The following is a 12084-nucleotide window of genomic DNA, read 5'->3' on the forward strand; positions in this document are numbered from 1 at the left end:
TTTCTATATGTAGTATATCGGAATCGATAGGAATGAAGTGAACATTTAACATAAAAATCCACCTAGTTTCAACACTAGGTGGATTTTTATGTGTTTTATTTAAGATGATCTATAAAAAAGCTATCGTTCACATAATTTTGATGGTATGCAGTATGTTGGTTACGAATACTACCTTGCTTTTCCAACCAGCGACCTGCTTCATCTTTAAAGTAATTTAATTTCTGCATGATCAGAGGATCGCAGTCCAGTAACCTTTGAATCACTTGTCTTTCTGTATCTGTTACCTCTTCACGACAAGCTTGCATACCTGTAATAATGTGTTCACGTTCATTTACAAAATCAAGTAGTTCATCTTCGCTTATGATCGAAATACGACTCACTATATTTGTAGTAAGTTGCTCTAACTTTTGCAAATAACCTTGTAAATTCTCGGTCGTATTCATTATTATATACCATTAACTGCTTCAGGCATACGACTTGCTTCTACCCAAGTTTCTCGCAAATCTGCAAGGTGTACTAGCACCTCTTCAGCAAGTTTAACATTCTTTTTAATATTAGCTTCAATAAGGCTGTGCAACATATATTCATAAATAACAATCAGTTCATGAGCAATTGGGAAATCAAAGTTCAATGATGAAATGAGTTCATGTACAATCGCTTGTGCTTTACAAAGGTTATTGTTAGCTTTTTGATAATCTTTTTCTTCAATGCCTTCGATACCTGCTTTGACGAATCGAATAGCACCATCATATAACATAATTAAAAGTTTCGGTTTCGAAGCTGTCTGTGCCTGCGCTTGTTGATATTTTTGATAGGGTGATTTAATCACTCTATCACCTCCTTATTTAGAAACTTGAGAGACTTGTCGACTGGTTATTGTATCTGCTGATTGCTGATTCCATAGCAGTAAATTTTTTGTAGTAGTTAGTTTCAATTGTGTTTAGACGACTATTCCAATCAGAAATACGTCTTTCCATACCTGTTAATTGTGTTCCCATTAAGCTATTCACTAAGAATGTAGAGTTAGCATCACTACTTACGCGAGATGTTCCGGCAGTACTGGCTAAGCTCTCAAGTGAGGACTTCGTAATTTTTTTCATTCTGCTTAACATACCATCTTGATCCGTATATTTATTTGTTGAGCTTGCAACTGAATCCTGTGCTCCAAAAAAGTTATTTACAATATTAGGATCTTTGGCTAAAGCAGTTTTAAGTTTTTCTGTATCCAATGAAAGCTTACCACGTGTCTCATATGTTCCTGTAGTGATCCCTAATTGAGCAAAGTTCACTTTAGATCCATCACTTAGTGTAACCCCTTGAATCATTGCTGTACGCATAGTAGAAATCGTTTGTTGCAACATATCATCGCCTTTGAGCATACCACTTTTAGCTTTGGTGTTCCAAAGCTTTTGCTCATCGTCACTTAAATCTTTTTTCTGTTCATCTGTTAGTGGAGCATATTTTTTGTAACGCTCTTCTCCTACTTTTGAGTTAAGCATAGAGAGGACATCATTATAAGCATCCACAAAATTTTGTACACTTTTTACTAGTGTGTCTGTATCCGGTGTAACAGAAACTTGAGTCGTTTGACCTGCAGGTGTAACTGCATTTAGCGTAATATCTACACCATTCATTGAAAATGAGTTAGATTTTTGTGTGATCGCTAATCCGTTTACTGTAAGTTCTGCATCTTTACCCAAATTGCTTGTGACATTACCATCTTTGATTCCAAAGGCTTCAAGCGCTGCACCACTAAAAGTTAATGGAGAATTACCAGTCGCTTTATTGGTCAAAGACATTTTACCACTATTTGGATCAAATACAGCTGTAACACCAGCATCTTTGTTAGAGTTAATTTTTTGTATAAACGAATTGATCGTATCTGTAGGTTCAATATTAATAGTTTGACCGTTTATGACTACCGGATCAGTACCACTATAAACATTAGAAAGTGCTTCTGTACCTGCATGAGCACCTGCTCCTGTATTTGAAGTCACATTTGTTGCTGAAGCCAAACCTTGTACTGATATATTTAGTACTCCACCACTTGCTGAGCCCGTTGCAGTCGCAGACACTGCTGTTGAGTTACCCGTTATTGTTGCTTTCTGAGCATTAATCGAACTACTCAGACTTAAATTGTTTAGTTTATCATTCAAAAAGGAAACTAATTTAGTACTAACATCACGATATCCTTCACGTTTCCATTCAACCAACTGTTTATCTTGTGTCAGCTTAGTTAATGGTGCTTTTTCTGCCTTCATCAATTTGGTAACCGTTGCATCAATATCCATACCGCTGGCTAAACCTGTTATTCTTGTAACCATATTGTTTTCCTCCTATACCTTTTTATCAACGATGAGCCCTGTAACTTCCATTAATTTTGCTAAAGCATCCAATACTTTTTCGGAAGGTACTTCCCGGATCAGATCGCCTGTTTCCTTATTTTTCACTTTGATCATAATCGCATGCGTTTCTTGATGTACCGAGATCTCAAACGCTTTTTGTGGGCCCTGGATAGCATCAATCGTTCTTTGTAAATCTTTTATAGCCTGCTCTTGATTTTGTAATTTAGTCAATTGTGTAGGTTGGGAACTAGCTATGATCGCCTGTTCAAGTGCTAGATTGGGCTGTGGAGATGGACTCACTTCTTTTTTGATTACAGTGGTTGGAGTGGGTATCGTACTTCCCATATTACTTGAAGATAGAATCGGATCCATGCAGAACCTCCTTATTCAATATTGTTATGTGTAAGTTATCATTTCTTCTATTATTAGTCTGTTAGTATATATATCGGTCATTACAAGCAATTGTTTAAGATATATCGCATAAATAAGTAAAAAGACCCTGCCATAGGCAGAGTCTTGAGTACTTGTTTTTCGTATTAACGCAGTAAGGACAATACGCCCTGTGGTGAAGAGTTTGCTTGGGACAACATCGATTGAGAAGCCTGTACCAAAATGTTGTTTTTGGACAATGCTACCATTTCCTTAGCCATATCTGTATCACGAATACGTGATTCTGATGCTGTTAAGTTTTCTACCGTTGTTCCCAAGTTGTTTGAAGTATATTCCAAACGGTTTTGTACAGCACCCAAGTTCGCACGTTGTGTTGCTACTTTTTCAATAGCATTACTGATTGCAGATAATTTGCTACCTGAACCTAAGTTTTTAAATCCAGCTGTATCTACACCAGAAATAGTAATTTGGAACGATTTATCATCCGCTTGAACTTTAACGCTACTTGTAACATGAATACCGTTAAATGTTGTGTTGCTCATAATGCTATCGATTTGAGTACCTAATTGGCTTAATTCAGCGTTAATGTTTGCTTTATCGCCAGAGCTGTATGTTCCGTTTTCTTTCTGAACATTCAATTCTTTCATACGTCCAAGCATCGAACTGACTTCGTTCATTGCACCCTCTGCTGTTTGTGCGAAAGAGATACCATCTTGTACATTACGTTGTGCTTGCTCTAATCCGCGAATCTGTCCACGCATTTTTTCAGAAATGGATAGTCCTGCTGCATCATCGGCTGCACGGTTGATGCGTAGTCCAGATGATAGTTTCTCCATGTTCTTACTTGCTGCTGCACTGTTTAGACCCATGTTACGTTGCGTGTTTAAAGCTGGAATATTGTGATTGATAATCATTGTTATTTCCTCCGTGAATTCAGTTATTCCACATCCATGTGGTTTTTTTTGGCGATCAAGCTCAAGATCAGCCGACTCTTGAGTCCTTCTGTCGCTCTATTATTTATATCGTCATCCACTTATAATTTATTTATAGTTTTGATGATTTTTCTGTTTTTTTTAGGTTTAAGATTAAATTAAAATGTATTTATAATGTTAAACATGAAAAAAGACCCTGCATAGGCAAGGTCTTTACACCAATATCTAATCTTAACGAAGCAAGGACAATACGCCCTGTGGTGAAGAGTTTGCTTGGGACAACATCGATTGAGAAGCCTGTACCAAAATGTTGTTTTTGGACAATGCTACCATTTCCTTAGCCATATCCGTATCACGAATACGTGATTCTGATGCTGTTAAGTTTTCTACCGTTGTTCCCAAGTTGTTCGAAGTGTATTCCAAACGGTTTTGCACAGCACCCAAGTTCGCACGTTGTGTTGCTACTTTTTCAATTGCTTGGCTAACTGAAGAAAGATTAGTGCCAGAACTCAAACCTTTGAAACCACCTGTGTTTACACCAGAAACTGTGATTTGGAATGCTTTATCATCTGCTTGAACTTTAACGCTACTTGTAATGTGAATACCGTTAAATGTTGTGTTGCTCATGATACTATCGATTTGAGTACCAAGTTGATCCAATTCGGCATTGATATTTGCTTTGTCGCCAGAGCTGTATGTTCCGTTTTCTTTCTGAACATTCAATTCTTTCATACGTCCAAGCATCGAACTGACTTCGTTCATTGCACCCTCTGCTGTTTGTGCAAAAGAGATACCATCTTGTACGTTACGTTGTGCTTGCTCTAATCCACGAATCTGTCCACGCATTTTTTCAGAGATGGATAGTCCTGCTGCATCATCGGCTGCACGGTTGATGCGTAGTCCAGATGATAGTTTCTCCATGTTTTTACTTGCTGCTGCACTGTTTAGACCCATGTTACGTTGCGTGTTTAAAGCTGGAATATTGTGATTGATAATCATTGTTATTTCCTCCTTGAATTCGGTTATCCCACATCCATGTGGTTTTTGACGATCCAGTTCAAAGTCAGCTGACCTTAAGTACTTTTTCGCTCTACCTTTATATCGACTTCTTCATCTTACTTATGTATAGCATATTGATACTTTATCAATTATATTTATCTTTCGTGTTCATGCTGTAAAGGAATATAGAAAAAAAGACCCTGCCAATGGCAAGGTCTTTAAAGTCATACCTAATCTTAACGAAGCAAGGACAATACACCCTGTGGTGAAGAGTTCGCTTGGGACAACATCGATTGTGAAGCCTGTACCAAAATGTTGTTTTTGGACAATGCTACCATTTCCTTAGCCATATCCGTATCACGAATACGTGATTCTGATGCTGTTAAGTTTTCTACCGTTGTTCCCAAGTTGTTTGAAGTATATTCCAAACGGTTTTGCACAGCACCCAAGTTCGCACGTTGTGTTGCTACTTTTTCAATTGCAGAGCTAATTTGAGATAGTTTACTGCTTGCTGCTAAACCTTTAAATCCACTAGTATTGATACCAGAAACAGTAATAGTGAAAGATTTATCATCGGCTTGAATCTTAACGCCACTACCTACGATACTGATACCGTTAAAGGTAGTATTGCTTAGAATACTATCTACTTGTTTACCCAATTGGTTCAACTCAGCATTGATATTCGATTTATCGCCAGCACTGTATGTTCCGTTTTCTTTCTGAACATTCAGTTCTTTCATACGTCCAAGCATCGAACTGACTTCGTTCATTGCACCCTCTGCTGTTTGCGCATAAGAGATACCATCTTGTACATTACGTTGTGCTTGCTCTAATCCGCGGATTTGTCCACGCATTTTTTCAGAGATGGATAGTCCTGCTGCATCATCGGCTGCACGGTTGATGCGTAGTCCGGATGATAGTTTCTCCATGTTTTTGCTTGCTGCAGAACTGTTTAGACCCATGTTGCGTTGTGTGTTTAAAGCTGGAATATTGTGATTGATAATCATTGTTATTTCCTCCTTGAATTCGGTTATCCCACATCCATGTGGTTTTTTTTGGCGATTAAGCTTGAGGCCGTACGCTCCCCAAGTACTTCTGTCGCTCTACTCTTTATATCGACTTCTTGATCTTACTTATGTATAGCATATTGATACTTTATCAATTTTATTTTAATAGTTCTCGTTTACACTTTAAAAGCATATCGAAAAAAAGACCCTGCCAATGGCAAGGTCTTTAAAGTCATACCTAATCTTAACGAAGCAAGGACAATACACCCTGTGGTGAAGAGTTCGCTTGGGACAACATCGATTGTGAAGCCTGTACCAAAATGTTGTTTTTGGACAATGCTACCATTTCCTTAGCCATATCCGTATCACGAATACGTGATTCTGATGCTGTTAAGTTTTCTACCGTTGTTCCCAAGTTGTTTGAAGTATATTCCAAACGGTTTTGCACAGCACCCAAGTTCGCACGTTGTGTTGCTACTTTTTCAATTGCAGAGCTAATTTGAGATAGTTTACTGCTTGCTGTTAAACCTTTAAATCCACTAGTTTTAATACCAGAAACAGTAATAGTGAAAGATTTATCATCGGCTTGAATCTTAACGCCACTACCTATGATACTGATACCGTTAAAGGTAGTATTGCTTAGAATACTATCTACTTGTTTACCCAATTGGTTCAACTCAGCGTTGATATTGGATTTATCGCCAGCACTGTATGTTCCGTTTTCTTTCTGAACATTCAGTTCTTTCATACGTCCAAGCATCGAACTGACTTCGTTCATTGCACCCTCTGCTGTTTGTGCATAAGAGATACCATCTTGTACATTACGTTGTGCTTGCTCTAATCCGCGGATTTGTCCACGCATTTTTTCAGAGATGGATAGTCCTGCTGCATCATCGGCTGCACGGTTGATGCGTAGTCCAGATGATAGTTTCTCCATGTTCTTACTTGCTGCAGAACTGTTTAGACCCATGTTACGTTGCGTGTTTAAAGCTGGAATATTGTGATTGATAATCATTGTTATTTCCTCCTTGAATTCGGTTATCCCACATCCATGTGGTTTTTTTGGCGATTAAGTTTAAGGTTATATACTCCTCAAGTTCTTCTTTCGCTCTACTCTTTATATCGTCATTCTAATATCTTTTATGTATAGTTATTTTATATTTTATCAGAATTATCTTTTTATAATGAAAAAAAGATCCTACCAATGGTAGAATCTTTTGAAAAAATAAACTTTTAATCTTAACGAAGCAAGGACAATACGCCCTGTGGTGAAGAGTTTGCTTGGGACAACATCGATTGGGAAGCCTGCACCAAAATGTTGTTTTTGGACAATGCTACCATTTCCTTAGCCATATCCGTATCACGAATACGTGATTCTGATGCTGTTAAGTTTTCTACCGTTGTTCCCAAGTTGTTCGAAGTGTATTCCAAACGGTTTTGCACAGCACCCAAGTTCGCACGTTGTGTTGCTACTTTTTCAATTGCTTGGCTAACTGAAGAAAGATTAGTGCCAGAACTCAAACCTTTGAAACCACCTGTGTTTACACCAGAAACTGTGATTTGGAATGCTTTATCATCTGCTTGAACTTTAACGCTACTTGTAATGTGAATACCGTTAAATGTTGTGTTGCTCATGATACTATCGATTTGAGTACCAAGTTGATCCAATTCGGCATTGATATTTGCTTTGTCGCCAGAGCTGTATGTTCCGTTTTCTTTCTGAACATTCAATTCTTTCATACGTCCAAGCATCGAACTGACTTCGTTCATTGCACCCTCTGCTGTTTGTGCAAAAGAGATACCATCTTGTACGTTACGTTGTGCTTGCTCTAATCCACGAATCTGTCCACGCATTTTTTCAGAGATGGATAGTCCTGCTGCATCATCGGCTGCACGGTTGATGCGTAGTCCAGATGATAGTTTCTCCATGTTTTTACTTGCTGCTGCACTGTTTAGACCCATGTTACGTTGCGTGTTTAAAGCTGGAATATTGTGATTGATAATCATTGTTATTTCCTCCTTGAATTCGGTTATCCCACATCCATGTGGTTTAATTTGGCGATTAAGTTTAAGGCCGTACGCTCCTCAAGTGCTTCTTTCGCTCTACTCTTTATATCGACTTCTTGATCTTGCTTATGTATAGCATATTGATACTTCATTAATTATATTTATCTTTCTCGTTTACAATAATAGGATATAGAAAAAAAGACCCTGCATAGGCAAGGTCTTTACACCAATATCTAATCTTAACGAAGCAAGGACAATACGCCCTGTGGTGAAGAGTTTGCTTGAGACAACATTGATTGGGAAGCCTGCACCAAAATGTTGTTTTTGGACAATGCTACCATTTCCTTAGCCATATCCGTATCACGAATACGTGATTCTGATGCTGTTAAGTTTTCTACCGTTGTTCCCAAGTTGTTCGAAGTGTATTCCAAACGGTTTTGCACAGCACCCAAGTTCGCACGTTGTGTTGCTACTTTTTCAATTGCAGAACTAATTGCAGATAATGTACTACTTGCATTCAAACCAGAGAATCCAGTTCTGCTTACTCCAGAAACTGTAATTTTAAAGTTTTTATCATCTGCTTGAATACTAACATTACTCGTAATTTTGATACCATTGAATGTTGTATTTTCCATGATGCTATCTACTTGTGTACCCAACTGTTTCAACTCAGCATTGATGTTTGCTTTGTCGCCAGAGCTGTATGTTCCGTTTTCTTTCTGAACATTCAATTCTTTCATACGTCCAAGCATCGAACTGACTTCGTTCATTGCACCCTCTGCTGTTTGTGCGAAAGAGATACCATCTTGTACGTTACGTTGAGATTGTTCTAGTCCACGAATCTGTCCACGCATTTTTTCAGAGATGGATAGTCCTGCTGCATCATCGGCTGCACGGTTGATGCGTAGTCCAGATGATAGTTTCTCCATGTTCTTACTTGCTGCTGCACTGTTTAGACCCATGTTACGTTGTGTGTTTAAAGCTGGAATATTGTGATTAATAATCATTGTTATTTCCTCCTTGAATTCGGTTATCCCACATCCATGTGGTTTAGTTTGGCGATTAAGTTTAAGGCCGTACGCTCCTCAAGTGCTTCTTTCGCTCTACTCTTTATATCGGTACTTCTTTTACAATTGATTATAGCATCAGGCTTTTTAATCAAAATATTTCAAGTTTACTTTTTCTCTATACTCTTTTCACTTAACCAATCTTTCAAAAATTCAGAACCTACAGCGGCGCTTTGATTACTTAATTGAATAGCTTCATAAATTTCTTTACGATGAATATCAATATTTTTAGGAGCTGCAATTCCTAACTTGATCGTATCTCCATCAATAGCTAGAATAGTGACCTCGATTTGATCGTCGATCACAATCGATTCGCCCTTTTTACGTGATAATACCAGCATTAGGATTCGCCTCCTTTTGCTACATTAGGTTGTAATGGATGTCTTATCGTGTATTGCGTATTCTGTAAAATAATTTGCTTAGCTTGATGATTGTCGATATTAAAAATAATGGGTGCTACTAAATTAACGGTACGATGTTCCGCTTTTTTATTCCATGACACAATATTACGAATAACCACATGTTCTTCTTTTGTAATACCTAATTCATCTACCACTTCTTGTGGTAATTCAAATTCATAATCAGGGTAGTAAACAAATGGATCAATCATAATAAAACTCGTTTCGGGATGTGAAGCTGATTGTAATAAGCTAAACGGTGTAATTTGTTGAACAACCATATATTCTGTAATTTCGTGAAAACCAGGAATTCCTTTAGAAAAAGTATATACTCCTTCTTTTTCAGTCGTAGATTGGTTAGTAGCCGTTTGTGAATCGGACATGTAAGTCTATTCCTCCTTTTTTTGAGAAAAAGGCTACGGACAAGGTGGTCCATAGCCTTTTGAATTATATATAAGTTTATCCCATAAAATTAACTAAAGATAGTTGTAACGCTGAAGCAGACGTTTTAAGTGCTGCTTGATATACTGTTTGAGCCGCTGTTGCTTTGATAAGTGTCTCAGCTACATCCGCATCTTCAACTTTAGATTGCAATGTGGATACATTAAGATCACGATCTTCAAGTCTACTTTGGATCAGTTCTATACGGTTAGTTTTGGCACCTACTTCTGAACGAAGAGCGGACATTTTGGTTGCTCTAGATTCAATGTTGGGTAACTCTGCACTAATCGCTGCATGATCGTTAGCATTCATCGCAGTTGTTAAGCGATCGATCATAGCAAAAACATTATCTGTGTCTGCTTTAGAACCGAAAAAGTCATTACCTGAAGTACTTACTCCTAGCGATACATTTTCACTGATACCATAAGTGACTTGTCCTGTATCTGTTACTACATCAGTTAGACTTGTAACTGTATCCGATAATGTATACGGTTCTTCACCCAGTTGTTGCCCGTTAAAAATATATTTACCTGTCAATTGACTATTACCAATATTGGCAAGCTGACCTTTCAATTGCTCTAGCTCGTCCTTGATAGCTGTCAGTCCACTACTATCTGTTGTTCCTGTTCCTGCTTGAACGGTCAATTCTTTGATACGAGTCATCACATCGCCTGCTTGACCCATAACTGTATCCGAATAATCTAACCAGCTCTTAGCCTCATCTGTATTGCTTGTATATTGTTGGTTAGCCGCTAACTCAGCGCGATAACGAAGAGCATACGTTGTTCCTACAGGATCATCTGAAGCTTTATTAATTTTACGTCCTGTAGAAGACTGATTACTCAGCTTATCCATATTTAAAAGATTGTTATTCAGATTCCTCACGGTTTGTGAAGACATCATGTTTGATGTTATACGCATTCCCATAGCTTCTCTACTCCTTAATTATTAAAGTCCGACTCTACCTGTACTGTTAATCAATTTGTCTAATAATTGATCAAAAGTAGTCATAAAACGGGAAGCAGCACTATAGGCATGTTGGAATTTAATTAAATCTGTCATCTCTTCATCCAGTGATACACCACTAACAGATTTCCGGCTTGCATCTACTTGATCGGTTAATGTTTTGGCATTAGCTGCTTGTCGAGTAGCTTCTTGAGAATCCACACCCATTTGACCTACAATACCATTGAAATAATCTTGTACTGTTGTAGGTGTAGTTCCACCGAAATCCATTTTAGTGTTTTGAAGTTCAGTCATTAATAGTGCAAGACCACCATTACCTGTAACCACTTTTTCATTCGCGCCTGTTCCTGTTGTACGTAAGGAGAATGCAATCTGACTTGCGTCATCTTGTAGTGTTTTATTCATCGTAATGTTACCTGCGTTAACGGTGCCACTTCCATCAGTTGTTCCAAAGAAGTCTCCGCCGGCTTTACCTGAACTGTTATATCCTAATTGATGAAGACCATTAATACCTTTAACGGTAACTGTGAGGTCAGATGTTAGAGTACGATTACCTGCTGCTGTAGAATAAGTTACTCCATTTAGAACAGTTCCTTCTGGAATGACAGATCCTGAAGGTAATTTTACAGTAAGATCGCCATTTGCCAGTGTATTAGCAAGTTGGTTCAGTTGACTCTTATAATCAGCTACATACGTATCTCTAGAGAGAAGATATCCATGTACTTCACCACTTGAAAGAGTTCCACCTTCATAAGCTGTTTGCAAAGAAGCCGCTGTAACTGGAGTTACAGTAGTACCTGTTACAGCATTTTGTCCACCAAAGTTAACTTGGTATCCATCTGATAATTGAGTTACTTGTACATTGCCGTATTTGGATAATTGATCTATAGCATAGTCACGGCTATCCCGTAAATCATTGGCATCATTGCCCTGGGATTCCACTGACATAATGCTTTTATTCAGACTCCCTACTGTAGATAGTAGAGAATTGATTGTAGTCGAGTCTAAACTTACACTTGAAGTTAAGTTGTTGCTGAGTGCATCTAACTGTTTACTCATTTGATTCATAGCATCTGTTAGTGCCAATGTGTTCTCTTTCAAAATCTTTTGGTTGGTTGTGCTTTGTGGATTGTTACTAAGGTCAGACCAAGAACTCCAGAAGTTATTAATAACAGTTTGTAAACCTGTATCCGATGGTTCATTTACAATTGTTTCTAATTTGTTCAAAGTATCTGAACGAATATCCCAACTACCTAATGAAGAATTTTCACCTTGAAATTGAGTATCTAAAAATAATGAACGTACACGTTGCACAGAAGTTGCTTCTACCCCTGTACCAATTTGTCCAGCAGAAGTAGCGTTTTTGAAAGCAACTGCTTCTAAAGGATTTGTAGCACTAGTATGCACGACTTGGCGTGAATAACCCGCACTATCAGCGTTAGCAATATTATGAGAAACTGTACTCAGCGAGGCTGTCGTTGTTACCAAACTCCGTTTGGACGTTTCTATTGAATGAAATGTAGATGTCATGT

The 12084-nt window shown here is 38.0% G+C and carries 14 protein-coding genes; all 14 read right to left on the reverse strand.

Annotated elements, in window-relative coordinates; translation table 11 throughout:
- Nucleotides 1–95 precede the first annotated feature (95 nt).
- Entirely contained in the window at nucleotides 96–443 is a 348-nt protein-coding gene (locus tag PO903_RS02710) for a hypothetical protein (protein ID WP_273592527.1), read from the reverse strand.
- A gap of 2 nt (nucleotides 444–445) precedes the next feature.
- On the reverse strand, nucleotides 446–829 hold the full coding sequence (fliS, locus tag PO903_RS02715) for a flagellar export chaperone FliS (protein ID WP_273592528.1): 384 nt from the start codon (nucleotides 827–829) through the stop codon (nucleotides 446–448).
- Between the two features lie 16 nt (nucleotides 830–845).
- Nucleotides 846–2324, reverse strand: a complete 1479-nt coding sequence (gene fliD / locus PO903_RS02720) for a flagellar filament capping protein FliD (protein WP_273592529.1) — start codon at nucleotides 2322–2324, stop codon at nucleotides 846–848.
- Between the two features lie 12 nt (nucleotides 2325–2336).
- Nucleotides 2337–2717: a flagellar protein FlaG gene (locus PO903_RS02725; protein ID WP_273592530.1), complete on the reverse strand. Its 381-nt coding sequence runs from the start codon at nucleotides 2715–2717 to the stop codon at nucleotides 2337–2339.
- A 164-nt stretch (nucleotides 2718–2881) separates the two neighbouring features.
- Nucleotides 2882–3649 (reverse strand): flagellin N-terminal helical domain-containing protein, encoded by a 768-nt coding sequence (locus tag PO903_RS02730; RefSeq protein WP_273592531.1) that lies wholly within the window; start codon nucleotides 3647–3649, stop codon nucleotides 2882–2884.
- Between the two features lie 249 nt (nucleotides 3650–3898).
- Nucleotides 3899–4666 carry a flagellin N-terminal helical domain-containing protein gene (locus PO903_RS02735; RefSeq protein WP_273592532.1) on the reverse strand — a complete coding sequence of 256 codons (768 nt, stop codon included), beginning with the start codon at nucleotides 4664–4666 and terminating at the stop codon, nucleotides 3899–3901.
- 236 nt (nucleotides 4667–4902) lie between these two features.
- Complete coding sequence (locus PO903_RS02740) at nucleotides 4903–5673, reverse strand: flagellin N-terminal helical domain-containing protein (RefSeq protein ID WP_273592533.1); 771 nt, start codon at nucleotides 5671–5673, stop codon at nucleotides 4903–4905.
- A gap of 244 nt (nucleotides 5674–5917) precedes the next feature.
- Nucleotides 5918–6688 (reverse strand): flagellin N-terminal helical domain-containing protein, encoded by a 771-nt coding sequence (locus PO903_RS02745; protein WP_273592534.1) that lies wholly within the window; start codon nucleotides 6686–6688, stop codon nucleotides 5918–5920.
- A 224-nt stretch (nucleotides 6689–6912) separates the two neighbouring features.
- Complete coding sequence (locus PO903_RS02750; protein ID WP_273592532.1) at nucleotides 6913–7680, reverse strand: flagellin N-terminal helical domain-containing protein; 768 nt, start codon at nucleotides 7678–7680, stop codon at nucleotides 6913–6915.
- Between the two features lie 239 nt (nucleotides 7681–7919).
- Nucleotides 7920–8687 (reverse strand): flagellin N-terminal helical domain-containing protein, encoded by a 768-nt coding sequence (locus PO903_RS02755; protein ID WP_273592535.1) that lies wholly within the window; start codon nucleotides 8685–8687, stop codon nucleotides 7920–7922.
- A 167-nt stretch (nucleotides 8688–8854) separates the two neighbouring features.
- Nucleotides 8855–9088 carry a carbon storage regulator CsrA gene (gene csrA / locus PO903_RS02760; protein ID WP_273592536.1) on the reverse strand — a complete coding sequence of 78 codons (234 nt, stop codon included), beginning with the start codon at nucleotides 9086–9088 and terminating at the stop codon, nucleotides 8855–8857.
- Nucleotides 9088–9528 carry a flagellar assembly protein FliW gene (locus PO903_RS02765; protein ID WP_273592537.1) on the reverse strand — a complete coding sequence of 147 codons (441 nt, stop codon included), beginning with the start codon at nucleotides 9526–9528 and terminating at the stop codon, nucleotides 9088–9090. The genes csrA and PO903_RS02765 overlap by 1 nt, the downstream gene beginning before the upstream one ends.
- 76 nt (nucleotides 9529–9604) lie before the next feature.
- A complete protein-coding gene (gene flgL / locus PO903_RS02770) occupies nucleotides 9605–10513 on the reverse strand; it encodes a flagellar hook-associated protein FlgL (RefSeq protein WP_273592538.1) in 909 nt (302 codons plus the stop codon).
- Nucleotides 10514–10534: 21 nt separating this feature from the next.
- Nucleotides 10535–12082 (reverse strand): flagellar hook-associated protein FlgK, encoded by a 1548-nt coding sequence (gene flgK / locus PO903_RS02775; protein WP_273592539.1) that lies wholly within the window; start codon nucleotides 12080–12082, stop codon nucleotides 10535–10537.
- Nucleotides 12083–12084 lie beyond the last annotated feature (2 nt).

Source organism: Paenibacillus sp. PK4536 (genome assembly GCF_028594455.2).
GTDB classification, from domain to species: domain Bacteria; phylum Bacillota; class Bacilli; order Paenibacillales; family Paenibacillaceae; genus Saccharibacillus; species Saccharibacillus nuruki.